Here is a 26,260-nt window from a genome sequence, read left to right on the forward strand (position 1 = left end):
CGGAATCACAAATCCATTTTGCAAGGAATCCCCAGCCGAAGACTTATTTTCCGGCAAAATCGGCAGCTTCGACTGCCCCAAATTCCCACTGCAAATCAGCGACTTGGCAATTCTTCACGGCCGACCAATTACAGACGGAATTTCCGTTACCCCACCATCCTTGCCGGCGGCCGATCCTTGGCGAGCTTCTTGAACTTTCTCATCACCATGTCGCGCTTCAGCTTGGAGATGTGGTCGATGAACAGCACGCCGTTCAGATGATCGATCTCGTGCTGGAGGCAGGTGGCCAGCACGCCGTCGGCCTCGATCTCCTGCGGCTTGCTGTCGAGGTCTATATACTTCACGCGCACCCTCGCCGGCCGCTCGACCTCGGCATAGTAGTCGGGGATCGAAAGGCATCCCTCTTCGTACAGCGAGCGATCGTCGGACTTGGCGACAATCTCCGGATTTACGAAAACCAGGGGCTCCTTCGGCTCGCCTTCCTTGGCGAGGTCGATGACGAGCATGCGGATCGGCTCGCCGACCTGGATCGCAGCAAGGCCGATACCGGGGGCGTCGTACATCGTCTCCAGCATGTCGCCGGCGAATTTGCGAAGCTCGTCGTCGACCCGCTCGACGGGTTGAGACACCAGGCGCAGCTTCGGATCGGGAAGGATGATGAGGGGCTTGATCGACATGGCCTTGAGGTAATTGCTGTTTCCAAAAGCGTCAACCGGCACAGTTGCCGCTTGTTCACGTTTTGATCTGTTTTGCTGAAGCGAATCGGCTATGTTCTCGTCCATGCAAGACGTGACGAGCATCCTGTCGCAACCTGTCGCCCGGCTCGGCGCCACAAGCATAACGCTGGGCCACGCTCTGGCGTTCGCGCTGCTGCTGTTGCTAGGCTTGCTCATTGCCCTCGTCATGGCATTGTGGCGCGCATCGCGGGCACGGGTCGCTGCCGCGGCAGAAGCGGCCGAGCATGCACGCGAAGCCGAGGCGCGGATTGCCGGCATCGTCCAATCACAAGCAGAGATGCAAGGCCGTATGGCAGCGATCGCAGAAGTGTTCGGCAACCGGCAGGCCGAGCTGACGCGCTCGATCGGCGAACGGCTCGACGCGATGACCGGCCGCATCGGCCAGACGATCGGCGAGCAGACCCGCTCGACGCATGAGAGCCTCGCCAAGCTTCAGGAGCGGCTCGCAGTCATCGACACCGCGCAGGGCAACATCCAGTCCCTTGCAGGCCAGGTTGTGCAGTTGCAGGCGATCCTATCCAACAAGCAGACGCGCGGCGCCTTCGGCCAGTCAAGAATGGAGGCGATCGTGGCGGACGGTCTGCCGCATGGCGCCTATGAATTCCAGGCCACGCTTTCCAACAATAGCCGGCCCGACTGCATCATCAGGATGCCGAATGGCGCACCCTCGCTTGCCATCGACGCCAAATTCCCGCTGGAATCCTGGAATGCCATTCGCGCCGCCGAGGGCCCCGATGCTCAGCGCCTCTCCGCCCAGTCATTCAGGCGTGACGTCGAGGTCCATATCCGCGACATCGCCGAGAAGTATCTGATCCCGGGCGAAACGCAGGACACGGCCTTCATGTTCGTGCCGTCGGAATCGGTTTTCGCGGAGATCCACGAGAATTTCGAGCAGCTGGTGCAAAAGGCGCACCGGGCTCGCATCGTCATCGTTTCACCCTCGCTCCTGATGCTCTCGATCCAGGTTGTGCAGGCGATCCTCAGGGATGCCCGCATGCGCGAGCAGGCGCATCTCATCCAGGGTGAGGTCGCGCGGCTGATGCAGGATCTCACCCGGCTCGACGACAGAGTGCGCAAGCTTCAGGCGCATTTCCTGCAGGCCAACAAGGACATCGACGAGATCCTGGTTTCGTCCGGCAAGGTCAGCCGACGCGGCGCCAAGATCGAGGCGCTCGAGTTGGGTGCCTCGTCGGAGGATGGCGCCGTGGAGGACAATCCGGCTGAGACCGACGACAGAAGCCTCCGGTCGGCAAACTCGAAGACCGGTCAGCTCAGATTGCGCATCGTCGAGGGCGACGAAGCGTGAGCCGCCTGGCTTTGGGAAGTGCCGGTGACAGTTTACTTGTTTCGGCCTGTAGCTCCACCGCATAGGGCAGTTCGCTTACTGCCGAAATAAGTAAACCGTCCCCGGCACTTGTCTGCGGCCGTCCCACCGTTGAGCCGCATTCTTCTGCGTCTGCAGGCTACTCCCCAAGCAAGGTGTGCGTCAGCGGATGATCAGGATCGGCGAGCCCGTCTACTATGTTGAAGTGGTGACGATCGGCTTCCTCGACAGCTGCTGTCGCCGCACCTAGACCAGTCCAGATATTGGCAAGGAGCGCGTTCTGGCGGATGAACTCGCCGCGCTCGGCAGCGCCCACCCAGCAGGTCAGCCGGGCTCCTTCGAGCGGGCGCAGCAGCGCCGGGCTCTCAGCGGCAGCTTCCGCCTCATCGAGCCTCAGGTCGGCATTCATCGCGAGCCGCATCATCGGGCGCAGGTCATGGAGACCGGAGATAGAGACCGTATTACGGATACGCGAGCGGACGTCTTCGGCAAGCGGTGAGGTCTCCGATATCATCCTTGTCGCCAGGTGTCCGCCGGCTGAATGTCCGGTCAGCACGATCGGACCTTCGCTCATTGCCGCCGCCTTGGAGATCGCGGCGCCGACCTCCCTGGTTATGCTGGAAATGCTGTTTTCAGGGCAGAGCGTGTAGGACGGCATGGCGACGGCGTAGCCATGCTCGACGGCGCCATTTGCCAAGTGCGACCAGTACGACTTGTCGAAACGCACCCAGTAGCCGCCATGAACATAGACGACGAGGCCTTTCGGCGCTTGCTCGGGAAGGAACAGGTCGAAGCGGTTGCGCGGGCGCTCGCCATAGACGAGGTCGAGCTGAGCGCGGCCGCTGCTGGCCATGCTTTCGCGATAAGCCTTCGCCGGCTCGAGCCAGGCATTCGGCCAAGTCTCGCCCTTCGGAATATTGACGCCGTTGGCATAGGCGTTTTCCCAATCCGAAATCCGGCGATGATACATTGCAATCCTTCCCCTGCTTTCGGCTCGAGCTTGCATGAGGAAGGCAGCTGCAAGCAAGTGTGCCGACTGCTTGGCATCCAGCTGCAAAAGGCGGCAATTCGCAATGGATGCCGTCTGCAGCGGCGTGCGATCAATTGGATGGCCGCGCTGCTCCAGCCGTTTTATCTAGCATCGGATTCGTCCGAAAACCGCTAGCCACTTTTCGGTCAGCTGTGCGAATCAGCTCTTGCTGTTTGAGAATTATGTGATTCACTCAATGGTCGTGAGGAGGAGCGAATCATGGCCAAAGGTCAGATGAAGAGCATGAAGGAAGCTCGCAAGCCGAAGAAGGACGCAGCAAAGAAGCCGGCTGCAGCGGCCAAGGCTGCGCCGGTGGCAAAGTCCAACGCGAAAGCCAAGTAGCTTCCAGTCAGCGCCCGGTCGTCAGAACCCGCTTTTCGGAGCGGGGCGGTCGGGCATTGTTGTCTTCAAGCCGGCCGCCAGACATAAGTCGCGCTATCCGAACCTGCCCTTGCTCCGCGCCTTGCGCGCCGCATAGCGGGCATCACGCTTGGCCTTCTTCGCTGCCTCGTCGGCAAGCTCCCGAGTGATCCGCTCCAGCTCTTCCTGTTCGCGAATCTTGGCTTCTGCGCGCGCGCGCTCTTCGGCCACGGCGCGCTCCGCTGCCTCGCGAGCCTCGCGTTCTGCCCGTTCGGCAGCTTCGCGGGCGAGCTTTTCTTGACGCAGCCTTTCTTTCTCGGCCTCGCGCTTGGCGCGCGCATCGAGGATGGCCTTACGCTCTGCCTGGCGTGCCAGGACAGCCGGATCATCAGCAGCAGGTCTTGACTTGAATTTATCGAGAAGCGCTTTCTTGGCCTCGACCGCTGCAGTGCGGCGCTCGGCGAAGCTCTTTTCCCTATACATTAAACGAACGAATCCCTAATCAGTCACATCGCGCCGCTTACATACGCAGCATGAGCCGAAGTTCAAGCCGTTCTGGCGCGTACCAGCCTTGAAAAATTAGCATGCCAGAAGGCGGCGGCCCTGATCGTCGCCATTTCATGATGCATTGTTCACCGCACGGCGACTGGCGCGACTTGCTGCAACCCATTAGCTGTTCCGCACAATTCCATTTCGACAGGGAAGAACTCGATGGAGCTTGGCCTCTATACATTCGCGGATGTCGGCCTGGAGAAGGGCCACATCGCTCCTCACGAAAGATTGCGCAATCTGATCGAGGAGATCGAGCTTGCCGACCGGGTCGGGCTCGATGTGTTCGGTCTCGGCGAGCATCACCGCCCTGACTATGCGGCCTCCGCGCCCGCAGTCATCCTTGCCGCGGCGGCGGAGCGGACAAAGCGCATCCGTCTCACCAGTGCCGTCTCGGTGCTGTCCTCCGACGACCCGGTGCGCGTCTTCCAGCAGTTCTCGACTCTCGACCTCATCTCCGGTGGACGTGCCGAAATCATGGCGGGGCGGGGCTCCTTCATCGAATCCTTCCCGCTGTTCGGCTACGATCTCGGGGATTACGATGCGCTGTTCGCCGAAAAACTCGATCTGCTGCTCAAGATCAACGAGAGCGAGCGAGTCACGTGGTCGGGCACGCTGCGTGCGCCGATCAACGATCGCGGCGTCTACCCGCGACCGTATCAGCAGAAGCTGCCGATCTGGATCGCAGTCGGCGGCACGCCCCAGTCGGTCGTACGCGCTGCCACGCTCGGCCTGCCGCTGGCGCTCGCCATCATCGGCGGCGAACCGGCCCGCTTCGCGCCCTTCTTCGAGCTCTATCGCGAGGCTGCGCGCCGCGCCGGCCACGATCCCGAGAAGCTGGCCACCAGCCTGAACGTTCACGGCTTCATTGCGGAGACGACCGAAAGGGCAGCCGATGATTTCTACGGACCGCAGGCCGAGGTGATGAACCGTATAGGCCGCGAGCGCGGCTGGGGGCCGACCAACCGTGCCCAATTCGACCAAGCGCGCGGGCCACGCGGCGCGCTCTTCGTCGGCGATCCCGACGTGGTGGCAGAGAAGATCATTGCCCAGCACAGGATCTTCGGCAACGACCGATTCCTGCTGCAGATGGCGATCGGCGAGATGCAGCACGACAAGATCCTGAAGGCGATCGAGCTCTACGGCACCAAGGTCGCGCCGATCGTGCGACGCGAAACTGCAAAGAAGGAACCAGCCTGAGCGGGCGCAGGGAGGGTTTCATGAGCTTGTCCGCGAACGGCAGCTTTTGAAGGGCAGCCTTGCCCTTCTGCGAAAAAAGCAACGTGTCCATGGCTGCCGGCCTCGTTTGCGGCACGCGGTTCGGCGCCCTATATCCGGGCGGCGAATGCCGGGGGCCGCCCATGTCCGATATTGATCTCGTCGCGCACGAGACGCTTTTCGAGGTGAAGCAATGACAGCGGTCCTTTCCGTTCTCGATCTCTCGCCGGTGCCGGAAGGCAGCGCCGTTTCGCAATCGCTCAGGAACACGCTCGACCTGGCGCGCCATGCCGAGCGGCTTGGCTACGCCCGCTACTGGCTCGCCGAGCACCACAACATGCCCGGCATCGCCAGCGCGGCCACCTCGGTCGTGATCGGCCATGTGGCCGCCGGAACTTCGACGATCCGCGTCGGCGCGGGCGGCATCATGCTGCCCAACCATTCGCCGCTGGTGATCGCAGAGCAGTTCGGCACGCTCGCCGCGCTTCATCCCGGCCGCATCGACCTCGGGCTGGGCCGCGCGCCCGGCACCGACATGCTGACTGCGAGAGCGCTGAGGCGCAACCTCGATTCCGGCGCGGACAGCTTCCCCCAGGACGTCGTGGAGCTGCTCGGCTATTTCAAACCGGCACTGGAAGGCCAACGCGTACGCGCAGTGCCCGGCGAGGGCGAGGATGTGAAGGTCTGGATCCTTGGCTCCAGCACCTATGGGGCACAGCTCGCGGCAATTCTCGGCCTGCCCTATGCCTTCGCCTCGCATTTTGCGCCCGGCGAGCTCGATCACGCGCTGGCCGTCTATCGCGAGCGCTTCCAGCCATCCGAATATCTGGACAAGCCTTACGCCATGCTCGGCATCAACATCGTCGCAGCCCCGAGCGACGAGGAGGCGCGGCTGCTGTTCTCATCACTGCAGCAAGCCTTCGTAAACCTGCGCACCGGCCGGCCGGGACGGTTGCCCCCGCCGCTCGAAGGCTACGAGGAGACGCTCGACCCGGCAGCGCGTGCGATGCTCGCCCACAGCCTTTCGACGGCGGTTATCGGCTCGCCGGAAACGGTAAAGCGCGGCATCGAAGCTTTCCTGAAGCGCACCGGCGCCGACGAGCTGATCGTGACCGCGCAGATCTTCGACCACAATGCGCGCGTTCGCTCCTTCGAGATCCTGGCGCAAGTTCATCGGGAGCTGTTGCAGGCGGCGTAGGCGCCGGGGAGGTGCGGCGACAATTTACGTTTTGCCGCCTCGTGTGTGCTCTCCGTCTTGGCCGCCTTTCTGCGGCAAAAAGCAAACTGCCTGCAACGCTTGCCGTTCAGCGCACCGCTGAGACCAGCTCCGCGTCGGGGAAGCAGGTGGGCGCACGGCCGTTCCTGGCCTGCCAATCGCCGATCGAACGGCGCGTCTTGAAACCGGGCAGGCCGTCGGCGCTGCCGACGTCATAGCCTTTCTTCTCGAGCGCGTGCTGCAGCCCGGCGATATCGGAGCGGTAGAGCCCGTCGACCTTGCCCCATTTGCCGGCAAAGCTTCTGTCGCCCCGCACGATGCGGTCGGCGCCGTGGCCGATGAAGAGGGCGTAGAGGTCGCTTGTATTGTACTGTTTGAGGACGTAGAAATTCGGCGTCACGATGAAGGCCGGGCCGTTGCGACCGGCCGGCATCAGCAGATAGCCTTCGGCGCGAAGTTCACTCGATGGGAAGTCTTTGCCATCGACGCGCCTGATTCCCATCGCCACCCATTCGGAGATCCGCTTGCCCTGGTCGGGCCCTTCGAGAGCGCAGGAGATGCCGTCGGGCGCGTTGACCTCGAAGCCCCAGCCGCGGCCCTTCACCCAACCATAGTCGACAAGATAGTTGGCGATCGAAGCCATGGCGTCGGCGTCCGAATTCCAGATATCGGGATGGCCATCGCCGTCGAAATCGACCGCATGCTTGAGGTAGGAGGACGGCAGAAACTGCGGCTGGCCCATGGCGCCCGCCCAAGACGATTTCATCTGATCGCGGCGGACGAGCCCGCGCTCGACGATCTCGAGCGCCGCGAGCAACTCGTCGCGGAACATGTCCTTGCGCCTCGACATGAAGGCTTTCGTGCCCAGCACCTCAAAGGCGTCATAGGAGCCCTGCGCCTTTCCGAATCCGGACTCGCGCCCCCAGATGGCAAGCACCACCCCGCCCGGCACCCCGAACCTCTTCTCGATCGCGGCGAGGATCTTGCCGTATCTCGCCGCCTGCGCACGGCCGCCCGAAGTGACCGCACTCACCTTGTTTTCCGCGAAATAGTCGCCGGGCGCACCGAATTCCGCCTGGTGCTGCTTCTGCGGTGTCCTGGGTTTCTCGCCCGGCATGACGAGGTCGGGGAGCTTCAGATTCGGCGTTATCTTGGCAAAGGCCGCGTCGAAGGTTGCCTTGGAGATGCCGCGGGATTTGGCTTCGGGCCAGAGGTCGGATTGCAACCAGGCGCGGAAGAGGTCGTCGACCTTGGCGGCGGAGGCGGGCGGCGCGAAGGTGAGAAAGAGCGCGGCGAAGATCAGCCATATCTGGGTGAGCCGGCGGGACAGCGCCCCCCTCTGTCCTGCCGGACATCTTCCCCGCAAGGGGGGAGATTGGACGGCCGATTTGGTTTCGCCAGTCGCCATCGTCGGCGATTGGCGAAATCCTCGATGACGGCCAATCTCCCCCCTTGCGGGGGAGATGTCCGGCAGGACAGAGGGGGGCAACGTAGGGCGCATCGTTCCGTGTAGCTGGCTAATCCGCGGATTTGCCTTCACAGCGCAGAATTGCGTCAAAACGCGGTCCGAGATTTCAGCGCGGCGGCGAGCGTGCCCTCGTCGAGATAGTCGAGCTCGCCGCCGACGGGCACGCCATGCGCGAGCCGGGTCACCTTCACGTCGAAACCGGAGAGCTGGTCGGTGAGGTAATGCGCGGTCGTCTGCCCCTCGACCGTGGCGTTGACCGCCAGGATCACCTCCTTAACGCCGCCTTCGGCGATGCGGGTAATCAGTCCTTTGATGTTCAACTGATCGGGGCCAATGCCATCGAGCGGGGAGAGCGTGCCGCCGAGGACGTGATAGCGTGCATTCATTGCGCTGGCCCGTTCCAGCGCCCAGAGGTCGGCGACGTCCTCGACGACCATGATGACGGAGCCGTCGCGTCGCTGGTCCGAGCAGACCGAGCAAGGATCGACGGTGTCGACATTGCCGCAGGTCGAACAGACACGCACCTTCTGCACCGCTTCGGCCATGGCATCGGCGAGCGGCCCTAGAAGCTGCTCCTTCTTCTTGATGAGGTGGAGTGCGGCGCGGCGGGCCGAGCGCGGCCCGAGCCCCGGCACCTTGGCCAGGAGTTGGATCAGACGTTCGATCTCGGGGCCGGCGACTCGCTTGGACATGGGAACGGTATAGAGCGAACGGGGCGCAGGGAGTAGTGAATAGAGCGCCTTGGCATCCCTTCCCCGCAGTCATGGCGACAAGGATCAGAACGAATGAAAGCCGTCCTTTACGAAGATTTCCGTCAGCCGCCGCGCATAGAGAATGTGGCGGACCCCAGTCCCACCGCCGAAGGCGTTGTGATCAAGGTGGAGGCATCAGGGCTTTGCCGCAGTGACTGGCACGGCTGGATGGGCCACGATCCGGACATCCGCCTCCCGCATGTGCCCGGCCATGAGCTGGCCGGGACAGTGCAGGCGGTCGGACGGCAGGTCACGCGATGGCGTCGCGGCGATCGCGTCACGGTACCATTCGTCGCCGGCTGCGGGCACTGCTTCGAATGCCAGTCGGGCAACCATCAGGTCTGTGAGCATCAGTTCCAGCCCGGCTTCACGGCCTGGGGCTCGTTTGCAGAATACGTTGCCATCGACCGCGCCGACATCAACCTCGTCCGCCTGCCTGAAGAACTGGATTTCGCAGTCGCCGCAAGTCTCGGCTGCCGCTTCGTCACATCGTTCCGTGCAATCGTGGACCAGGGCCGCGTCCTGCCTGGAGAATGGGTGGCGATCCATGGCTGCGGTGGCGTCGGCCTCTCCGCCATCATGATCGCCAGTGCAATGGGGGCCAATGTGGTCGCGATAGACATTGCCGAAGACAAGCTGGACTTTGCCAGGGAAATGGGCGCGGTCGCCGTCATCAATGCAGCGAAGACGTCCGGTGTGGTCGAGGCGGTCAGCGAGATCACCAAGGGCGGCGCGCATGTCTCGATCGATGCGCTCGGACATCCCGTGACCTGCTTCAACTCCATCGCCAATCTCAGACGCCGGGGCCGCCACATCCAGGTCGGGCTGATGCTGGACGATCATGCCCGGCCGCAGATCCCGATGGACAAGGTGATCGCCTGGGAACTCGAAATCCGCGGCAGCCACGGCATGCAGGCCTTTCGCTATCAAGCGATGATGGAGATGATCGAGACAGGCAAGCTCAGCCCGCAAAAGCTCGTCGGCAGGAAGATCAGCCTCGACGAGGTGCCGGAATCCTTAATGAAGATGGACGATTTCGAGGGGAAAGGAATTACCGTGGTGACGAGGTTCTAGGGGAAATCACTTCCCGTCGATCGGCCGCAGGACGGCGACGGATACCGGTTCCTGGCTCACTCCGGATGGGGTGACCTTCATGGTTTCCGTCTTGATGCTGACATGCAGACCGCGTGATCGCGCCAGGCGGATCCGATCGTTGAGATCCGAAACCGCCAGCTCGATCTCGGCGACGAGAGGAGCGTCGTCCGTCAGGTCAGGGAGATTCCAGTCAACTGCCTTCATTGGTGCACCATCAGAACTAGGCAGCGCGGAACGATCCTCGGCCCATTCTAGGGAACCAAACACGAAGAGCCCCGAAATCGTTCCCTCTGCGCCTTTGCGGAGCTAGCCGCAGCGCTTGCTCCGTCTACCGCCCGTTGACCAGGCCAAGAATCAATTGATGGATATTGCCGCCCTCGCCCATTTCGACCCGGTCGAAGTCGCGATTGCGCTGCTGATGCGCCGTGAAAAGATCGGTGAGCCGCTCTTTCAGCTCGGCCCTGATCTTCACGCATTTGGGATCGCCGGGAACGGACATGCCCACGGTTGCGACCTCTATGTCCTTGACCAGCTTCTTGATCATCTCGCCATGGAGCCGCTCGTGGGCTTCCACGCCGCCGATGAAGGTCCCCCAGAGCCGGCGATTTGCGGCCGGAAGCTGCTCGCTGGGCCTCGGCAAGGTATAGGTGATCGTGAGCTTCGGCACCGCCGAGACCAGCGTGCATGCACCGTCTTGCGGTACATACTTCCTGGACCAGGTCAGCGTGAAGTTCGTGTGAGCGATGGTACGGCGATTGCCGCTAATGACAGGGCCTCGCTCACCGATCGACCGGTAGAGCTCGATGCCGGTCTTCCCTGCGATCGCATAGGTCTTGACCTTTTCGACGGCCTGCCATTCGGCATGGGCGAGCGAGGGCAAGACGGCGAGGAAAGCGGCCAGCAGCCACCACGGCCTACGTGATTCCACGCCAATCCCCCCTCAGGCAGCTCAGGCTTAGAAGAGTTCCTACGGCAACGTCATGCTGATCGCGTCAAGGCTTTCTGCAAATCGATCAATGCCGGCATTGTTCTCGGAAGTGCCGGGGACAGTTTGCTTTTTTCCGCAGAAGAGTCGTGGCGCTTCCAAGCTGGCACAAGCGGAAAAAAGCAAACTGTCCCCTGCGCTAAACCCTAGAATGGCAGCTTCATGCCGGGCGGCAGCGGCAGACCGGCTGTCAGCTCGCGCGTCTTCTCCTGCATCAAAGCCTCGACCTTGGCCTTGGCGTCATTGTGAGCAGCCATGATCAGGTCTTCGAGGATCTCGCCCTCGTCGGCGCGCATCAGGGTCGTGTCGATCTTCAGCGTCCGCATGTCGAACTTGCCGGACAGCGTCACCTGCACCAGCCCGCCCCCCGACTGGCCGGTCGCCTCGAGATTGGCGATTTCATCCTGAAGGGCCTGGAATTTCGCCTGCATTTCCTTGGCTTTGCCCATCAGGCCCATAAGATCTTTCATCGGCGGATCCCTTCTTCGGTTGGGGTGCTCTGGCTTCAGGCACTGCCGGCCTGACTTCAACTCAGGTTAGAGAGGTGTGCGTTCAACTCGACCGCCTCACCGCCCTATCTTTTTGTTTGCGCATCGGATTTGCCCGAAAACCGCTAAGCACTTTTCGGTCCGATGCGCTAGCTCTGCTCGTCGTCGTCCACCGCGTCGGGCGCTGGGGCAACATCGGCTGCCTCTGCATCCGGCGCATCCGGGATGCGAACATCAATGATACGCGCGCCGGGAAAGCGGCTTAGGATCGCAGCCACCGCCGGGTCATTTCTGGCATCCAGCAATGCGCTTTCACGCTTGCTCGCCTCGGCCTCGGCAAGCGTCTGACCGCCTTCCTCGCGCGACAGCGAAACGACCCAGCTCCGCTTGGTCCACGCCTCGAGCTTGACCTTGAGATCGCCGGCGAGGTTCTTCGGCGCCTCGCTGGTCAGCGATACTTCGAGCCGGCCGGGCTCCATGCGGACAAGCCGGACGCAGCGTTTCAACAGCACCTTGAAGGTAATGTCGCGATGCGTATCGGCAAGCGCCGCGATGTCGGCGAGCGACTTGACGGGAGCCGCTTCGACAGCAGGCTGCGGATCGGGAATCGGCTGGAGCGCAGGGCGCGCGGCCTGCGGCGCGGCCTCGACCAGCCGCATTGTCTGGCCTGAGCCGCTGCGCTCGATGACACGGGTCTCCGAGACGGCGGAAGTGCCACCTCCGCCCCCTCCATTTCCGAGCGAAGCAGGTGCTGCGCCAGGCGACGGCGCGGATGGCCGCGCGGCTTGCGACGACAGCACCATCGGACGAGCGGCACTGTCCTCGAGCGAGCGCAGCGCCTCGTCGAGCGTCGGCAGATTGGCCGCATGGGCAATGCGGATCAGCACCATCTCGCCGGCACTGACCGGCCGGTTGGCCTCCCGCACCTCCGGAATGCCCTTGAGCAGCATTTGCCAGGTGCGCGAAAGCACGCGCAGCGACAGAGACTGCGAGAAAGCCATGCCCCGAGTGCGCTCCTCCTCGGAGAGGGAAGCGTCGCTGGCGGCCTCGGGAACGAAACGCAGCCGCGTGACCAGATGCGTGAACTCGGCGAGATCCGTGAGAATGATCGCGGGATCTGCTCCGGCATCATATTGCGAGCGGAACTCGGCAAGGGCGGCCGCGGCATCGCCCTTCATCAGATGCTCGAAAAGATCGACGACGCGGCCTCGATCGCCGAGACCCAGCATCTGGCGCACCGCCTCGGCCGTCACCGTGCCGCTGCCATGGGCGATCGCCTGGTCGAATATCGACAACGCGTCGCGCGCAGAACCCTCGGCCGCCCGGGCGACCATGGCGAGCGAGGCGTCGTCAGCCTCGATACCCTCCAGCTTCGCGATGCTGGCGAGATGGCCGATCAGCAATTCGGCATCGATGCGGCGCAGGTCGAAGCGCTGGCAACGCGACAGAACCGTGATCGGCACCTTGCGGATCTCGGTCGTGGCAAAGATGAACTTCACATGCGGCGGCGGCTCTTCAAGCGTCTTCAGCAGGCCGTTGAAGGCCTGCGTCGAGAGCATGTGCACCTCGTCGATGATGTAGACCTTGTAGCGGGCCGAGACAGGCGCGTAGCGCACACGGTCGATTATGTCGCGGATGTCGTCGATGCCAGTATGCGAGGCTGCATCCATCTCGATCACGTCGACATGGCGGCCTTCCATGATGGCGCGGCAATGCTCGCCAAACTCGGTGAGATCGATCGAGGGCTGGTCGACAGTCGCGGTCTTGTAGTTCAGGGCGCGGGCGAGAATACGGGCGGTCGTCGTCTTGCCGACGCCGCGCACGCCGGTCAGCATCCAGGCCTGTGCGATGCGGCCGGTGGCGAAAGCATTGGTCAGAGTGCGCACCATCGGCTCCTGGCCGATGAGGCTCGAGAAATCCGCCGGCCGGTACTTGCGCGCCAGCACGCGGTAGCCGCTGTTCTCAGCCCTGTTTTGCGGGAATTCGGCTTCGCTCATCCGCCTGTTTTAGTCCGTTGGTAGAGCAAGATCGAGCCTAGTGTCCTGATCTCCAAGTTCGCCCCAGTTCGAATCGGGACATCAGAAGGGCCATCGTGGCACAAGCGTGAATTCTAGCGAAGAGGTGGGAGGCTGGCACGGTGACCCGTGCCGTGGCTCGTTAGGGCTGCTTCCTTCCGGACCTGACCCGGTTGGCGAGTGGCTCGTCCACCACCAACCTCCCGTTCCCCATATCGGCAATTCGGCCGGCAAATGCAAGGCCGTTGAGCAATCACTCGCTTTTTATACCGTGCTATCGAGTTTGCCGACGAATCGCTTGCAGGCGCGGGGTCGCCGCTCTAGCGTTGAGGAAAAATACGAGGAAACGGTCATGCACCCGGTTCTAAAGGCCGGCTTCGCGCTCGACCCGCGGATCGAAGCGGATACCCAACCAGTGATCTGGCTCGGCCTGTGCGAGCTTCGCGTGATGAACGACCGCCGCTGGCCCTGGCTGGTACTGGTGCCGCAACGGCTGGGCATCGAGGAAGTTCACGACCTGACGCCTCTCGACCAGGCAATGCTCACCTTCGAATCCAATATGGTGGCGCAGGCGCTGAAGCGGACCACCGGCTGCACAAAGATCAACACAGGCGCGCTCGGCAATATCGTGCGCCAGCTGCACGTCCATGTCATCGCGCGCAACGAAGGCGATCCTGCGTGGCCGGGCCCCGTCTGGGGGTACGGCGTGCGCGAATCCTACGCCCCAGCCGACCTCCATCAATTCTGCGCGCGCTTAAAAGCGGCTCTCTAGGCTGAGGCTCGCCAACCTTCTAAAATGGATAATCATGACATTCGCGCTCTTCGACACGGCCGCACGCGAGCCGAGCCAATTCGTCGGGTTTGCCGGCAACGTCATCGACCGGCAGTCGGAAAAGCGCAGTGATCATTCGGCCGTTACGGCACTCGGGGACCCGCGCGCGCGGCTGATGCTGATGCATGGCGGCCGCATCTTCCTGAAGCAGCCAAACGGGACCTTCAATCCCTATTTCAACTTGGACGAGGTTGCAGCGTTCGGTGCGGCTCTCACCGAGGCCGTGCTGCTCGGCCATTCGGAGGATGGCCCGGTGCTCGCCGTGCCTGCCGGCATCGAGCCGGAAGCGCTGCCCGAAGTGGTGAAGGCGATCGATTACCGGTCGGTGAATGTGCAGGGGCTGCTCGACGCGCCATCGCTCGGAGCGATGGCACAAGGCGCGGCCCTGCTTGCCTGGCATGCGAGCCACGGCTTCTGCTCCAAATGTGGCCACCGCAGCGAGATGCGGGCCGGCGGCTACAGGCGGCACTGCCCGAACTGCAACACGGACCATTTTCCGCGTACCGACCCGGTCGCAATCATGCTCGCGGTGACGCGCGAGCGCTGCCTGCTCGGCCGCAGCCCGCATTTTCAGCCGGGCATGTATTCCGCGCTCGCTGGCTTCATCGAACCGGGCGAGACGATCGAAGCCGCGGTCAGGCGCGAAGTGCTGGAGGAGTCGGGCATCAGGCTCGGCCGGGTTGTCTACCATGCGAGCCAGCCCTGGCCATTTCCCTATTCGCTGATGATCGGCTGCTTCGGAGAAGCGCTCCACGAGGACATCAGCTTCGACGGAGACGAGCTGGAGGACTGCCGCTGGTTCTCGCGCGCGGAAGTCCGCGCCATCCTGGGAGGCGACAAGTCGTCGGGCATCTTCGTGCCGCCGAGCGCGGCGATCGCCCATCACCTCATCCGGGCATGGGCCGAGAGCGACTAGCTCTCTGTTTTCCGTAATCCGGCTCGCCTGCTGGCGATTCCGACGACGGACTAATCCGCCACGTTCCATTCCTCACGTGAGTCCGATCGTGGGTAGACGCCAAGGATGCGCACCTCCTTGGAGAAGAAGCGCAATTCCTCAAGCGCGTTCCTTACGCCCAGATCGTCCGGGTGCCCCTCGATGTCGGCATAGAAGAGCGTGGCAGTGAAGGCGCCGAGCTGATAGCTCTCCAGCTTGGTCATATTGACGCCGTTCGTCGCAAAGCCGCCCAACGCCTTGTAGAGGGCGGCCGGAACGTTGCGGACCCGAAATATGAACGTCGTCATCATGCCCGCCTCCGGCGACGGGCGCTGGACCCACTGCTTGTCCCTGGTGAGCACGACGAAGCGGGTGACGTTGGATTCGATGTCCTCGACGTTCTCCTCGATTATGTCGAGGCCGTAGAGCTCCGCCGCCAGCCGCGGCGCCAGCGAGGCCATGCTTCGGTCGCCGGCTTCCGCGATCATCTTAGCCGAACCGGCCGTATCGCCGGCCACAACGGGCTTCCAGCCGTTCTTGCGGATGTATTTGCGACACTGGCCGAGCGCGTGGATATGGCTGTGAACCGTCTTGATCTCGTGCCGGCCGACGCCCTTCAGCACCATCAGCTGAAAATGGATCGGCAGGAAATATTCGCCGATGATGTGCAGGCGCGATTCGGGCAGAAGGTGATGGATGTCCGCGACGCGGCCGGCGATCGTATTCTCGATCGGAATCATGGCGAGATCTGCCTTGCCGGTCTCGACCGCGTTGAAGGCGTCCTCGAAGGTCGGACAGGGCAGCGGCTCCATATCCGGATACATGTTGCGGCAGGCGGTGTCGGAATTGGCGCCCGGTTCGCCCTGGAAGGCGATCCTGTTTGTCTTCGGAGGCATGGTCAGGTCCTGAGCATCATTTGGACAGTATCCGGCGAGCGCGCTCGAGGTCCTCGGGCGTGTCGACGCCAAGCGGCACCGATCGCACGACCTCAACGTCGATGCGCATGCCGGCTTCGAGGGCACGGAGCTGCTCCAGCCTCTCCCGCGTCTCCAGATAGGATGGCGGCAGCGAGACGAAGCGCTCGAGCGCGTGGCGGCGATAGGCGTAGAGTCCGACATGGTGATAAAGCGGCCCCTCACCCCAGGGCGCCGTGGCGCGCGTGAAATAGAGCGCGCGCAGCCGGCCGGGGGAAAGCACAGAGCCGACGAGCTTGACCACGTTGGGATTGGTCTTTTCCTCGTCACGAACGATCTCGACGGCAAGGGTGGCGATATCGACCGCGCCCTCCTCGAGCGGCGCGAGCGCAGCCCGGATCGAAGCAGGCTCCATCGTCGGCAGGTCGCCCTGGACGTTGACGACCGTGTCTGCCTTGCCGCCCGGATCAAGTGCCTGAAGCGCCTCGAAGATGCGATCGGAGCCGGACTGATGGTCCGGCCGCGTCATGACTGCCTCGAAGCCATGCGCCCTGACCGCGTCGGCCACGGCAATGGTGTCGGTGGCGACCACGACGCGGCCGAGGGAGCTCTCCGCCGCCCGTTCGGCGACGTGGACGATCATTGGGCGGCCTGCGATATCGGCCAGGGGCTTGCCCGGCAGGCGCGTCGAGGCCATGCGTGCGGGAATGAGAATCAGGACATTCATGAAGGCGGCTGGAAGATCAAGGGAAACAGGGGTGGAAAAGTGGCAAAACGTCTCACTGGAAGCGCCCTTATAGGTGTTGCAACGGCTTGGCAAAAGCCCTAGTCCTTGCGCGATTTGAGCGGCCCGACAGGGTGGCATTTGGCGGGCTGTTGGACGGGTGGACATCTTCCCAGGACGGTCGGTCGCATGAGGGAGCGTTTGGCGCATGGATTCTTTTGAGGTCAACAAGCTGTTGGGCGCCTTGCTTGGAACCTTGTTCGTGGTCATGACGCTCGGCATCGTTTCGGACAGCATCTTCTCGTCGCCGGCGCCGGAAAAGCCCGGCTTCGAGATCGTCGCGACCGAGGCGCCGGCAGGCGGCGGGCAGGCTGCGGGCGGCGAACAGGCCGCGGACCAGCCGATCGAACCTCTGTTGGCCAAGGCTGATCCGAAAGCCGGCGAAGCAATCTTCAAGAAGTGCCAGGCCTGCCATGACGGCACCAAAGGCGGACCCAACAAGATCGGCCCGAATCTCTGGGGCGTGGTCGATCGCCCGATCGCCTCACATGAGGGCTTCTCCTATTCGTCGGGCATGAAGGAGTTCTCGCAGAACGGCTCGGTGAAATGGGACTACGATCACCTGAGCAAGTTCCTGACCAACCCGAAGGCCGACGTCAAAGGCACGGCCATGACCTTCGCCGGCCTGAAGAAGCCCGAAGATCGCGCGGACATCATTGCCTATCTCAGGACGCTATCGGATAGCCCTCCGCCGCTGCCACAATGACCAATTTGTAATGCGACAAATCACGAAAAAGCCGGTTTCAGCCCGGCTTTTTTCTTGTGATCCGGCCAGTGGGCCCTAAAACGCGGTCTATGCGTTGTTGGAGCCTGAGGCTACGGTATACGCATTCGATACGGCGAGAAGGAATGGGATGAGCAAGGGACTGGCGCAATTGCGAACATGGACCGTCGCGGCCGCATTTCTGTTGGTCGGTCTTCCAGCTTCTGCCGACGAATGGCGCACCACCTCCTCCCTGATGGGCGCTTCGAAATATGGCGAGAACTTCCAGCACTATGACTACGTCAACCCCGACGCGCCCAAGGGCGGCACGCTGAATTCAACTGCCGTCGGCACGTTCGACAGCTTCAACCCCTATATCGTGCAGGGCACGCCGGCCGCCGGCTTCGCGGGATTTGGCGGCGGGCTGCTTTACGACACTCTGATGGAGGACGCGACCGACGAGCCAAGCGTGAGCCACCCGCTGATTGCGGAGGCCTTCAAATATCCGGACGACTACTCCTCGGCCACTTATCGGCTCAATCCACGCGCCAAATGGCATGACGGCCAGCCGATCACCGCGGACGACGTGGTGTGGTCCTTCAACGTGCTCAAGGCCAACAGTCCGCAATACAATCGCTACTATGCCAATGTGAAGGAGGCCGTGGCGATCTCCGATCGCGAGGTCGAGTTCCGCTTCGACCAGAAGGGCAATCGCGAGTTGCCGAAGATCATGGGCCAGCTCGCGGTGCTGCCGAAACATTGGTGGGAAGGGACCGACGCCAACGGCAAGAAGCGCGACCTCACCAGGCCGACGCTGGAGCCGCCGCTCGGCTCGGGCGCGTACAAGGTGAAGAGCTTCAAGCCTGGCTCAGAGATCGTGTGGGAGCGGGTGCCTGACTATTGGGCCGCAAAGCTTCCCGTGAAGATCGGGCGCGAGAATTTCGACACGCGCAGATACGTCTACTTCCAGGACGACAATGCGGCCTGGCAGGCCTTTACGAAAGGCGGGTACGAGGACATCCACGAGGAATATACGTCGCGCCGGTGGGCGACATACTACAATTTCCCGGCCGTCACTGCCGGCGACGTCGTCAAGAAGCAATTCGACAGCCAGCTGTTTGCGAGGTTCCAGGGCTATGTCATGAACATGCGGCGCCCGCAGTTCCAGGACAGGCGCGTGCGGGAGGCTTTGACCCTCGCCTTCGATTTCGAGACGCTCAATCGGACGGCTTTCTTCAACTCGTACGAGCGCACCAACAGCTATTTCATTGGCGGCGAGCTCGCTTCCAGCGGCCTGCCGCAAGGCAAGGAGCTGGAGATCCTCGACAAATACAAGGATCAGCTGCCGCCCGAGCTTTTCACCCAGGAATTCAAGCTGCCGGTCTACGATACCCCGCAGGCGCAACGGACCCATCTGCAGCAGGCCGTCAAGCTGTTCGCAGAGGCCGGCTGGAAGATCAGCAACGGCAGAATGGTCAACGCCAAGGGCGATCAGTTCACCGTCGAGATACTGGGCAACGACCCGCGCGACGAGATTGTCGCGTTGCCCTATATCAACACGCTGAAAAAGCTTGGGATCAACGCTTCGCTGCGCATCGTCGACACCGGCCAATACGTCAATCGCGTGAATAATTTCGACTTCGACATGGTCGGCACCGTGCTCGCGCAGTCCGAATCGCCGGGTAACGAGCAGCGCGATTTCTGGTCGAGCAAAGCCGCCGATGCGCCCGGCTCGCGCAACCTCGCCGGAATCAGGAATCCGGTCGTCGATGCGTTGGTCGACCGGGTGATTTTTGCGACCGACCGCGAGGACCTGGTAGCCGCCACCCATGCGCTCGACCGGGTGCTGCTGTGGAACTATTACGTGGTCCCGCAATATTACCGCGCCGTTCGATGGGTCGCCTATTGGAACAAGTTCGGCATGCCCGAGAAGCAGCCGAGCTATCTCGGCGCCGACACCGACTCGTGGTGGATCGACCAGGCGAAGGAGGCCGCGCTCCAGGCCAAGTACAAGGGCGTCAATTGAACGAAGGCTTGATCTTCTCTCGGCGCAACTTCCTGGCGCTCGGCGCCGCGGCGGCGACGGCGCCGCTGTTCAGAAACCTCGCTTTCGCAGCGGTCCCAACGGGGCAGCCGCTCCACGGACTCTCCGCTTTCGGCGACCTCAAATATGGCCCCGATTTCAAGAATTTCGACTATGTGAATGTCGACGCACCGAAGGGCGGCACCTTCAACTACGGCCCCTCGCAGTGGGTCTACAATCAGAACCCTTATACGTTCAACACGCTGAACAGCTTCGTTATCAAAGGGGACGCGCCGCCGCGGATCGAAATATGCTTCGATTCGCTGCTGACGAGCGCGCTGGACGAGCCCGACGCTATCTACGGATTGCTGGCCAGCACGGTGACGGTCTCGGCGGACCGCAACAGCTTCGAGTTCGCGCTGAGGCCGGAGGCGCGGTTCCATGACGGGTCTCATCTGACGGCTCACGATGCGGCTTTCACCTTCAACCTCTTCAAGGAGAAGGGCCATCCGGATCTGCTGCTGCCGCTCAGAGAACTCACCGAAGCCGTCGCCCTCGACGACGGGGTTTTGCGCCTGACCTTCTCGGGCAAGCAGTCGGACCGGACCATCCTCGATGTCGCGACGTTCCCGATCCTCTCCAAGGCCTATTTCGACAAGGTTTCGTTCGACAGCTCGCGCATGGACCCGCCACTGGGTTCAGGACCCTACAGAGTGGGACTGGTCCGTGCCGGCCAGACTATCGAATATGAGCGCGTCCCCGACTATTGGGGCCGCGACCTGCCCGTCAATCGCGGCATGTACAATTTCGATCGTCTGAGAATCGAGTTTTACGGGGACCGACAGGCTGCCTTCGAGGCCTTCAAGAAAGGGGAAGTGCATTTTCGCGAGGAAGCGACGTCGCGAATGTGGGCGACAAGCTATGATTTCCCAGCGATAAAGGCCGGAAAAGTGGTGAAGCGCGAGTTCCCCGCAGAGAAGCGGCCGAGCATGCAGGCGACGGCTGTGAATCTCAGGCGCGAGCGGTTCCGCGATGTGCGCGTCAGGCGGGCCATCGCGATGTGCTTCGATTTCGAATGGACGAACCGGACATTGTTCTACGGGCTCTACAACCGCTCGCAATCGTGCTTCGAGCGCTCGGACTTCAAGGCCAGCGGAAAGCCCGGGCCCGACGAGCTCGCCTTGCTCGAGCCGATGCGCGACAAGCTGCCCCCTGAGGTGTTCGACGACGCGTTTCAACTGCCGGCATCCGACGGCAGCGGCCGCGACAGAAAGCTGCTCGGAGAGGCGCGCAAGCTGATGATCGCGGCCGGGTGGAAGCCGTCCGGCCGTCTCCTCCAGAACGAAGCCGGCCAGAGCTTTGGGGTGGAAGTGCTGGTCGATGACGAGAGCTTCGTGCGCGTCTACTCGCCCTGGGTCGAGAACATGAAAGCGATCGGCATCGATGCATCGCTGCGTGTGGTCGAGTCGGCGCAGCATCAGCAGCGGCAGGCCAATTTCGATTTCGACATGATCGGCATGGCTCTCCTGTTCTCGCCGACGCCGACGCGCGAAGGAATGGACGGCATCTTCCACTCGAGATCCGCCAACCTCAACGGCTCGCGCAACCTGCCGGGAACGGCGGACCCGGCGATCGACGCTCTGGTGGAGGCGATCGATCGTGTCACCAACCGCCACCAGCTCACGACGGTCATGTGCTGTCTCGACCGTTTGTTGCGCGCCCGCATGGATTGGATCCCGAGCTGGTACTCGCCGAGCCATCGCAATGCCTTCTGGGATATGTTCGGCTTCAAAGAGCCGAAGCCTGATTATGGCTTCTCCCCGGAGAGCCTGTGGTGGTTCGACGAGGCTAAGGCGAAGGCGATCGGAAAGGGGTAGTTGCGCATTGATGACCTATGTGAGCGCCCTTTCGCGCAACGTAGAGCGCCAGCCTAGGGCAATCTATTTCATGCCAGAGGTAAGTGTCTGATGGGCGCCTACATCCTTCGCCGCATTCTCTTGATGATCCCGACCATCCTCGGGATCATGGCGATCTCCTTCGCTGTGGTCCAGTTCGCGCCGGGCGGGCCGGTCGAGCAGGTTGTCGCCAAGCTGACTGGCCAAGGCGGCGATGCCGGCGAGCGCATCGGCGGCGGAGGCGGCGGCGATATAGGTCGGGGGGGACAGGAAAGCAGCGAACTCTCCTCGAAATACCGCGGTGCTCAAGGGCTCGATCCGCAATTCATCGCCAAGCTCGAGAAGCAGTTCGGTTTCGACAAGCCGCCGCTCGAGCGCTTCGGCAAGATGCTCTGGGACTATGCCCGCTTCGACTTCGGCGACAGCTATTTTCGCGATATCTCGGTGCTCAACCTGATCCTTGAGAAGATGCCGGTGTCGATCTCGCTGGGACTCTGGATCACGCTGCTCTCCTACCTGATCTCGATCCCGCTCGGCATTCGCAAGGCGGTGAATGACGGGTCGACCTTCGATGTCTGGACAAGCGGCGTGGTCATCATCGGCTATGCGATCCCGGGCTTCCTGTTCGCCATTCTGCTGATGGTTCTGTTCGCCGGCGGCTCCTTCTTCGACTGGTTCCCGTTGCGCGGCCTGATCTCGGAAAACTGGTGGCAGCTCTCCTGGCCGGAGCGGATCCTCGACTATCTCTGGCATCTCGTACTGCCGCTGACGTCGATGGTGCTTGCGGCTTTCGCGACGACGACGCTTTTGACGAAGAACTCGTTCCTCGACGAAATCCGCAAGCAGTATGTGATCACCGCGCGAGCCAAGGGGCTGTCGGAGCGGCAGGTGCTCTATGGCCATGTCTTCCGCAATGCCATGCTTCTGGTGATCGCCGGCTTTCCTGGCGCGTTCATCTCGGCCTTCTTCACCGGCTCGCTGCTCATCGAGAACATCTTCTCGCTCGACGGGCTCGGCCTGCTCGGCTTCCGCTCGGTGCTCGACCGCGATTATCCGGTGGTATTCGCGAACCTCTACATCTTCTCGCTGCTCGGGCTGTTCGTGAACCTGATCTCCGACCTCACCTACACCTTGATCGATCCGCGCATCGATTTCGAAAGGCGGGAGGTTTGAGCGTGGCAGAGATCGTCGCAAAGACAGAAGCCGAGGAAGCGAAGGCGGCGCCGCGACCTTGGCTCTCGCCGCTCAACCAGCGGCGCTGGCAGAATTTCAAGGCGCACCGGCGGGGCTTCTGGTCGCTCTGGATCTTCCTGGTACTGTTCGTGTTGTCGCTGGGTTCCGAGTTCATCGCCAACGACAGGCCGCTGATCGCCTCATACAAGGGCGAGATCCTGTTTCCCGTGCTGATCGACTATCCCGAGGAGAAGTTCGGCGGATTCCTTGCGCAGACGGACTATCGCGACCCGGTCATCCAGGATGAGATCAAGGCCAATGGATGGCTGATCTGGCCCCCGATCCGCTATTCCTACCGGACCGTGAACGACGACATTCCGGAGGCCGCGCCCGCCAAGCCCTCCTGGCTCTACACCAAGGAGCAGCGCTGCAGCCGCTATCCTCAGGGCGTGAACGACCCGAACTGCACGATCGGCAACTGGAACTGGCTCGGGACGGACGACCAGGCGCGCGACGTGCTTGCCCGCGTCATCTACGGCTTCCGCATCTCCGTGCTGTTCGGCCTGATCCTGACCGGCTGCTCCTCGGTGATCGGCGTGGCGGCCGGGGCGGTGCAGGGCTATTTCGGCGGGCTGACAGACCTGCTGTTCCAGCGCTTCATCGAGATATGGTCGGCCATCCCGGTGCTCTATCTCCTGCTGATCGTGGCAGCCGTGCTGCCGCCGGGCTTCTTCATCCTGCTCGGACTGATGCTGCTCTTCTCCTGGGTGAGCCTCGTCGGTCTGGTGCGGGCCGAGTTCCTGCGCGCCCGCAACTTCGAATATGTAAATGCGGCCCGCGCCCTCGGCGTGCCGAACGTGAAGATCATCTTCCGCCACATGCTGCCCAATGCCATGGTGGCCACGATCACCTTCATGCCGTTCATCCTCAACGGCTCGATCTCGACGCTGACCTCGCTCGACTTCCTCGGCTTCGGGCTGCCGCCCGGTTCGGCCTCGCTGGGCGAGCTGCTGCGGCAAGGCCAGCGCAACCTCAATGCGCCGTGGCTCGGCATATCCGGCTTTGTGGTGATCTCGCTGATGCTGTCGCTGCTGATTTTCGTCGGCGAGGCGACGCGGGACGCGTTCGATCCGCGCAAGACGTTCAGGTGATCCAGGTTTGACCTCCTCCCTCCTCTCCGTCCGTGACCTTTCCGTCGCCTTCGCGCAAGGCGAGAAAAAATCGACCGCCGTCGACCATATCTCGTTCGACATCGCCAAGGGCGAGACTGTCGCGCTGGTCGGCGAGTCCGGCTCGGGCAAGTCGGTCACGGCCCTTTCGGTGCTCAAGCTGCTGCCCTATCCGTCGGCAAGCCACCCGTCGGGCGAGATCTGGTTCGGCGGCAAGGACCTGCTTTCGCTCTCCGAGAAAGAGCTCCGGCGGGTGCGCGGCAACAAGGTCACCATGATCTTCCAGGAGCCTATGACCTCGCTGAACCCGCTGCACACGATCGAGCGCCAGGTCGGCGAAATCCTCAGCATCCATCAGGGCATGGGCGAGCGGCAGGCGCGGACAAGGACGCTGGAGCTGCTCAACGAAGTCGGCATAAGAGAGCCGGAAAAGCGGCTCGACGCCTTCCCTCACCAGCTGTCGGGCGGCCAACGCCAGCGCGTGATGATCGCCATGGCGCTCGCCAACGAGCCGGAGCTGCTGATCGCGGACGAACCCACGACAGCGCTCGACGTGACGGTACAGGCTCAGATCCTCGAATTGCTCGCCAAGCTCAAGGCAAGGAAGGGCATGTCGATGCTGTTCATCACGCATGATCTCGGGATCGTGCGGAGGATAGCCGACCGGGTTTGCGTCATGACGCGCGGCAAGATCGTGGAGACGGGACCAACCGCGGAGATTTTCGCCAACCCGAAGCATGAGTACACACGCCACCTGCTCGCCGCCGAGCCGAAAGGCGCGCCTCCATCCTCCGATTCCACCGCGAAGGTCGTGATGGAGGGCGAGAAGGTCCGTGTGTGGTTCCCCATCAAGCGTGGCTTCTTCCGGAAGACGGTAGGACATGTAAAGGCGGTCGACGGCATCGACGTGACAGTGCGCGCCGGCCAGACGCTCGGCGTGGTCGGGGAGTCCGGCTCGGGCAAGACGACGCTTGGGCTGGCGCTGTCGCGGCTCATCTCCTCCGAGGGCCGCATCAATTTCGAGGGCCGCGACATCAACAAGCTCACCTTCAACGAGATGCGACCGCTGAGGCGCGAGCTGCAGATCGTCTTCCAGGACCCGTACGGCTCCCTTTCGCCGCGACTTTCGGTAAGCGAGATCGTCGAGGAAGGTCTCAGGATCCACGAGCCGGCGCTCTCGCCGCAAGAGCGCGACCGCCGCGTCGTCACTGCTCTGAAGGAGGTCGGCCTCGACCCGGAGACCCGCTTCCGCTACCCGCATGAGTTCTCGGGCGGCCAGCGCCAGCGCATCGCGATCGCGCGCGCCATGGTGCTGAATCCTCGCTTCGTGATGCTTGACGAGCCGACCTCGGCGCTGGATATGAGCGTGCAGGCGCAAGTGGTCGATCTGCTGCGCGACCTGCAGGCCAGAAACAATCTCGCCTATCTGTTCATCAGCCACGACCTCAAGGTCGTGCGCGCGCTCGCAAACGACGTGATCGTCATGCGCAACGGCGAGATCGTCGAGCACGGACCGACTGAGCAGATATTCCATCGCCCGCAAACTGCGTATACCAAGGCACTGATCTCGGCAGCGTTCCGGATCGAAACCGCGCCCGAGGGTGTGGTCAGCCAATAATCAAGACGGGCGAGCGCATGACTGCCATTCATGAGGGGCGTATCCTTCTTGCCGTGACGGCTTTCAACCCGCAGCGCTGGTATGAGCTGTTGTCGGCGAGCCGCAGGGTGACACTGGAGCCGGACGGGCCGGCGGACCCTTCCATCACTTACGCCGTGGTCTGGAAGCAGCGGCCGAATCTGCTCGCCAAACTGCCGAATCTCAGAGCGATTTTTTCGATCGGCGCCGGCGTCGACCACATCTTCACCGACCCTGGCCTGCCCGACGTGCCGGTGGTGCGGGTGGTCGCCGACAATCTCACCCAGTATATGACCGAATATGTCGCCTGGCGCGTGCTCGACCATCACCGCCAGGGCTTTCTCTATCGCGCGCAGCAGGCACGCAAGATCTGGCACGAACCGCCGCAACGGACTGCAAACGATATTTCCGTGGGCATCATGGGGCTGGGCACTCTCGGACGCGCCGCTGCCAATGCGCTGAAATCTCTCGGTTTCGAGGTCAATGGCTGGAGCCGCAGAGAGCAGACGGTGGACGGGGTTGCGACCTTCAGCGGCGACAAGGGGCTCGTGCCCTTCCTCAATGCCACCGACATACTTGTGGTGCTCCTGCCCCTCACGCCTGCGACGCGCAGCATCATCACCTACAACCTTTTGCGCGAGCTGCGCCGGCGCAACGGGCTCGGCGGTGCGGTGCTGATCAATGTCGGCCGCGGCAAGCTGCAGAGCGACGCCGATATCTTCCGCGCGCTCGAGGACGGGACACTGAAGGAAGCAAGCCTCGACGTATTCGAGACCGAGCCGTTGCCGCAAGCGAGTCCTCTGTGGGGCCACCCGCGCGTGTTCATCACCCCGCATGCGGCGGCGACCTCCGACCCCAACCATCTCGTCAAGCCGATGCTCGATCAGATGGAGGCGTTCGAGCGCGGCGAGCCGCTCAAGAACGTGGTCGATGTCGAGGCGGGGTATTAGTTCGCCGGAC

The 26,260-nt window shown here is 62.7% G+C and carries 25 protein-coding genes and 1 other RNA gene; 14 read left to right on the top strand and 12 right to left on the bottom strand.

Annotation, left to right across the window (positions count from 1 at the left end; translation table 11 throughout):
• Window positions 1-146 precede the first annotated feature (146 nt).
• Window positions 147-677: a peptide deformylase gene (gene def, locus SAZ10_RS29835; RefSeq protein ID WP_318613183.1), complete on the bottom strand. Its 531-nt coding sequence runs from the start codon at window positions 675-677 to the stop codon at window positions 147-149.
• A gap of 103 nt (window positions 678-780) precedes the next feature.
• On the opposite strand from def, the gene SAZ10_RS29840 reads away from it, so the two are divergent.
• Complete coding sequence (locus SAZ10_RS29840; RefSeq protein WP_318613184.1) at window positions 781-2,043, top strand: DNA recombination protein RmuC; 1,263 nt, start codon at window positions 781-783, stop codon at window positions 2,041-2,043.
• 157 nt (window positions 2,044-2,200) lie between these two features.
• Here SAZ10_RS29840 and SAZ10_RS29845 read toward each other — a convergent pair whose 3' ends face one another.
• Window positions 2,201-3,031: an alpha/beta hydrolase gene (locus SAZ10_RS29845; RefSeq protein ID WP_318613097.1), complete on the bottom strand. Its 831-nt coding sequence runs from the start codon at window positions 3,029-3,031 to the stop codon at window positions 2,201-2,203.
• Between the two features lie 279 nt (window positions 3,032-3,310).
• Here SAZ10_RS29845 and SAZ10_RS29850 point away from each other — a divergent pair, with 279 nt between their 5' ends.
• On the top strand, window positions 3,311-3,433 hold the full coding sequence (locus SAZ10_RS29850; protein WP_318613098.1) for a hypothetical protein: 123 nt from the start codon (window positions 3,311-3,313) through the stop codon (window positions 3,431-3,433).
• A gap of 93 nt (window positions 3,434-3,526) precedes the next feature.
• Here the strand turns inward: SAZ10_RS29850 and SAZ10_RS29855 are convergent, their stop codons facing one another.
• A complete protein-coding gene (locus SAZ10_RS29855) occupies window positions 3,527-3,934 on the bottom strand; it encodes a DUF6481 family protein (RefSeq protein ID WP_318613099.1) in 408 nt (135 codons plus the stop codon).
• Between the two features lie 228 nt (window positions 3,935-4,162).
• On the opposite strand from SAZ10_RS29855, the gene SAZ10_RS29860 reads away from it, so the two are divergent.
• Entirely contained in the window at window positions 4,163-5,200 is a 1,038-nt protein-coding gene (locus SAZ10_RS29860) for an LLM class flavin-dependent oxidoreductase (RefSeq protein ID WP_318613100.1), read from the top strand.
• A 211-nt stretch (window positions 5,201-5,411) separates the two neighbouring features.
• The gene (locus SAZ10_RS29865; protein WP_318613101.1) at window positions 5,412-6,416 is read left to right on the top strand and encodes an LLM class flavin-dependent oxidoreductase; all 1,005 of its coding nucleotides are present in this window, start codon (window positions 5,412-5,414) and stop codon (window positions 6,414-6,416) included.
• A gap of 106 nt (window positions 6,417-6,522) precedes the next feature.
• On the opposite strand, the gene SAZ10_RS29870 is transcribed toward SAZ10_RS29865, so the two are convergent.
• Window positions 6,523-7,842: a lytic murein transglycosylase gene (locus SAZ10_RS29870; protein ID WP_318613102.1), complete on the bottom strand. Its 1,320-nt coding sequence runs from the start codon at window positions 7,840-7,842 to the stop codon at window positions 6,523-6,525.
• Window positions 7,843-7,988: 146 nt separating this feature from the next.
• Window positions 7,989-8,594 carry a recombination mediator RecR gene (recR, locus tag SAZ10_RS29875; protein ID WP_318613103.1) on the bottom strand — a complete coding sequence of 202 codons (606 nt, stop codon included), beginning with the start codon at window positions 8,592-8,594 and terminating at the stop codon, window positions 7,989-7,991.
• A gap of 93 nt (window positions 8,595-8,687) precedes the next feature.
• Here recR and SAZ10_RS29880 point away from each other — a divergent pair, with 93 nt between their 5' ends.
• Entirely contained in the window at window positions 8,688-9,728 is a 1,041-nt protein-coding gene (locus tag SAZ10_RS29880; protein WP_318613104.1) for a zinc-dependent alcohol dehydrogenase family protein, read from the top strand.
• A 6-nt stretch (window positions 9,729-9,734) separates the two neighbouring features.
• On the opposite strand, the gene SAZ10_RS29885 is transcribed toward SAZ10_RS29880, so the two are convergent.
• The 5 genes from SAZ10_RS29885 to ffs form a co-directional block, all read right to left on the bottom strand.
• Window positions 9,735-9,953 (bottom strand): hypothetical protein, encoded by a 219-nt coding sequence (locus tag SAZ10_RS29885; protein ID WP_318613105.1) that lies wholly within the window; start codon window positions 9,951-9,953, stop codon window positions 9,735-9,737.
• Between the two features lie 124 nt (window positions 9,954-10,077).
• A complete protein-coding gene (locus SAZ10_RS29890) occupies window positions 10,078-10,677 on the bottom strand; it encodes a DUF922 domain-containing Zn-dependent protease (protein ID WP_318613106.1) in 600 nt (199 codons plus the stop codon).
• A gap of 203 nt (window positions 10,678-10,880) precedes the next feature.
• Complete coding sequence (locus SAZ10_RS29895) at window positions 10,881-11,204, bottom strand: YbaB/EbfC family nucleoid-associated protein (protein ID WP_318613108.1); 324 nt, start codon at window positions 11,202-11,204, stop codon at window positions 10,881-10,883.
• A gap of 167 nt (window positions 11,205-11,371) precedes the next feature.
• The gene (locus tag SAZ10_RS29900; protein WP_318613109.1) at window positions 11,372-13,219 is read right to left on the bottom strand and encodes a DNA polymerase III subunit gamma/tau; all 1,848 of its coding nucleotides are present in this window, start codon (window positions 13,217-13,219) and stop codon (window positions 11,372-11,374) included.
• Between the two features lie 124 nt (window positions 13,220-13,343).
• Window positions 13,344-13,441: signal recognition particle sRNA small type (gene ffs, locus SAZ10_RS29905), an RNA gene on the bottom strand.
• A gap of 148 nt (window positions 13,442-13,589) precedes the next feature.
• Between ffs and SAZ10_RS29910 the strand changes: the two genes are divergently transcribed.
• Both SAZ10_RS29910 and nudC read left to right on the top strand, forming a co-directional pair.
• On the top strand, window positions 13,590-14,009 hold the full coding sequence (locus tag SAZ10_RS29910) for an HIT family protein (RefSeq protein WP_318613110.1): 420 nt from the start codon (window positions 13,590-13,592) through the stop codon (window positions 14,007-14,009).
• Between the two features lie 34 nt (window positions 14,010-14,043).
• Entirely contained in the window at window positions 14,044-14,985 is a 942-nt protein-coding gene (nudC, locus tag SAZ10_RS29915; RefSeq protein WP_318613111.1) for an NAD(+) diphosphatase, read from the top strand.
• A 50-nt stretch (window positions 14,986-15,035) separates the two neighbouring features.
• Here the strand turns inward: nudC and SAZ10_RS29920 are convergent, their stop codons facing one another.
• The gene (locus tag SAZ10_RS29920; protein WP_318613112.1) at window positions 15,036-15,899 is read right to left on the bottom strand and encodes a prephenate dehydratase; all 864 of its coding nucleotides are present in this window, start codon (window positions 15,897-15,899) and stop codon (window positions 15,036-15,038) included.
• A 16-nt stretch (window positions 15,900-15,915) separates the two neighbouring features.
• Window positions 15,916-16,644: a 3-deoxy-manno-octulosonate cytidylyltransferase gene (locus SAZ10_RS29925; RefSeq protein WP_318613113.1), complete on the bottom strand. Its 729-nt coding sequence runs from the start codon at window positions 16,642-16,644 to the stop codon at window positions 15,916-15,918.
• 205 nt (window positions 16,645-16,849) lie between these two features.
• Here SAZ10_RS29925 and SAZ10_RS29930 point away from each other — a divergent pair, with 205 nt between their 5' ends.
• The 7 genes from SAZ10_RS29930 (at window position 16,850) to SAZ10_RS29960 (ending at window position 26,250) form a co-directional block, all read left to right on the top strand.
• Entirely contained in the window at window positions 16,850-17,407 is a 558-nt protein-coding gene (locus SAZ10_RS29930; RefSeq protein WP_318613114.1) for a cytochrome c family protein, read from the top strand.
• 148 nt (window positions 17,408-17,555) lie between these two features.
• Window positions 17,556-19,430 carry an extracellular solute-binding protein gene (locus SAZ10_RS29935; protein ID WP_318613115.1) on the top strand — a complete coding sequence of 625 codons (1,875 nt, stop codon included), beginning with the start codon at window positions 17,556-17,558 and terminating at the stop codon, window positions 19,428-19,430.
• Window positions 19,427-21,304: an extracellular solute-binding protein gene (locus tag SAZ10_RS29940; protein ID WP_318613116.1), complete on the top strand. Its 1,878-nt coding sequence runs from the start codon at window positions 19,427-19,429 to the stop codon at window positions 21,302-21,304. The genes SAZ10_RS29935 and SAZ10_RS29940 overlap by 4 nt, the downstream gene beginning before the upstream one ends.
• A gap of 90 nt (window positions 21,305-21,394) precedes the next feature.
• Window positions 21,395-22,495, top strand: coding sequence for a microcin C ABC transporter permease YejB (locus SAZ10_RS29945; protein ID WP_318613117.1), 1,101 nt, complete (start codon window positions 21,395-21,397; stop codon window positions 22,493-22,495).
• A gap of 2 nt (window positions 22,496-22,497) precedes the next feature.
• On the top strand, window positions 22,498-23,646 hold the full coding sequence (locus SAZ10_RS29950) for an ABC transporter permease (RefSeq protein ID WP_318613118.1): 1,149 nt from the start codon (window positions 22,498-22,500) through the stop codon (window positions 23,644-23,646).
• 7 nt (window positions 23,647-23,653) lie between these two features.
• Window positions 23,654-25,282 (top strand): ABC transporter ATP-binding protein, encoded by a 1,629-nt coding sequence (locus SAZ10_RS29955; protein WP_318613119.1) that lies wholly within the window; start codon window positions 23,654-23,656, stop codon window positions 25,280-25,282.
• A 26-nt stretch (window positions 25,283-25,308) separates the two neighbouring features.
• Window positions 25,309-26,250, top strand: coding sequence for a glyoxylate/hydroxypyruvate reductase A (locus tag SAZ10_RS29960; RefSeq protein WP_318613185.1), 942 nt, complete (start codon window positions 25,309-25,311; stop codon window positions 26,248-26,250).
• Window positions 26,251-26,260 lie beyond the last annotated feature (10 nt).

Origin of the sequence: Mesorhizobium sp. BAC0120, assembly GCF_033542235.1 — a bacterium.
Classification (GTDB): Bacteria; Pseudomonadota; Alphaproteobacteria; order Rhizobiales; family Rhizobiaceae; genus JAWRCU01.

What these genes read in the sequence shown, in the direction of transcription:
- def (WP_318613183.1), bottom strand. Translation starts at nt 677, where the DNA reads ATGTCGATCAAGCCCCTCATCATCCTTCCCGATCCGAAGCTGCGCCTG.
- SAZ10_RS29840 (WP_318613184.1), top strand. Translation starts at nt 781, where the DNA reads ATGCAAGACGTGACGAGCATCCTGTCGCAACCTGTCGCCCGGCTCGGC.
- SAZ10_RS29845 (WP_318613097.1), bottom strand. Translation starts at nt 3,031, where the DNA reads ATGTATCATCGCCGGATTTCGGATTGGGAAAACGCCTATGCCAACGGC.
- SAZ10_RS29850 (WP_318613098.1), top strand. Translation starts at nt 3,311, where the DNA reads ATGGCCAAAGGTCAGATGAAGAGCATGAAGGAAGCTCGCAAGCCGAAG.
- SAZ10_RS29855 (WP_318613099.1), bottom strand. Translation starts at nt 3,934, where the DNA reads ATGTATAGGGAAAAGAGCTTCGCCGAGCGCCGCACTGCAGCGGTCGAG.
- SAZ10_RS29860 (WP_318613100.1), top strand. Translation starts at nt 4,163, where the DNA reads ATGGAGCTTGGCCTCTATACATTCGCGGATGTCGGCCTGGAGAAGGGC.
- SAZ10_RS29865 (WP_318613101.1), top strand. Translation starts at nt 5,412, where the DNA reads ATGACAGCGGTCCTTTCCGTTCTCGATCTCTCGCCGGTGCCGGAAGGC.
- SAZ10_RS29870 (WP_318613102.1), bottom strand. Translation starts at nt 7,842, where the DNA reads ATGGCGACTGGCGAAACCAAATCGGCCGTCCAATCTCCCCCCTTGCGG.
- recR (WP_318613103.1), bottom strand. Translation starts at nt 8,594, where the DNA reads ATGTCCAAGCGAGTCGCCGGCCCCGAGATCGAACGTCTGATCCAACTC.
- SAZ10_RS29880 (WP_318613104.1), top strand. Translation starts at nt 8,688, where the DNA reads ATGAAAGCCGTCCTTTACGAAGATTTCCGTCAGCCGCCGCGCATAGAG.
- SAZ10_RS29885 (WP_318613105.1), bottom strand. Translation starts at nt 9,953, where the DNA reads ATGAAGGCAGTTGACTGGAATCTCCCTGACCTGACGGACGACGCTCCT.
- SAZ10_RS29895 (WP_318613108.1), bottom strand. Translation starts at nt 11,204, where the DNA reads ATGAAAGATCTTATGGGCCTGATGGGCAAAGCCAAGGAAATGCAGGCG.
- SAZ10_RS29900 (WP_318613109.1), bottom strand. Translation starts at nt 13,219, where the DNA reads ATGAGCGAAGCCGAATTCCCGCAAAACAGGGCTGAGAACAGCGGCTAC.
- SAZ10_RS29910 (WP_318613110.1), top strand. Translation starts at nt 13,590, where the DNA reads ATGCACCCGGTTCTAAAGGCCGGCTTCGCGCTCGACCCGCGGATCGAA.
- nudC (WP_318613111.1), top strand. Translation starts at nt 14,044, where the DNA reads ATGACATTCGCGCTCTTCGACACGGCCGCACGCGAGCCGAGCCAATTC.
- SAZ10_RS29920 (WP_318613112.1), bottom strand. Translation starts at nt 15,899, where the DNA reads ATGCCTCCGAAGACAAACAGGATCGCCTTCCAGGGCGAACCGGGCGCC.
- SAZ10_RS29925 (WP_318613113.1), bottom strand. Translation starts at nt 16,644, where the DNA reads ATGAATGTCCTGATTCTCATTCCCGCACGCATGGCCTCGACGCGCCTG.
- SAZ10_RS29930 (WP_318613114.1), top strand. Translation starts at nt 16,850, where the DNA reads ATGGATTCTTTTGAGGTCAACAAGCTGTTGGGCGCCTTGCTTGGAACC.
- SAZ10_RS29935 (WP_318613115.1), top strand. Translation starts at nt 17,556, where the DNA reads ATGAGCAAGGGACTGGCGCAATTGCGAACATGGACCGTCGCGGCCGCA.
- SAZ10_RS29945 (WP_318613117.1), top strand. Translation starts at nt 21,395, where the DNA reads ATGGGCGCCTACATCCTTCGCCGCATTCTCTTGATGATCCCGACCATC.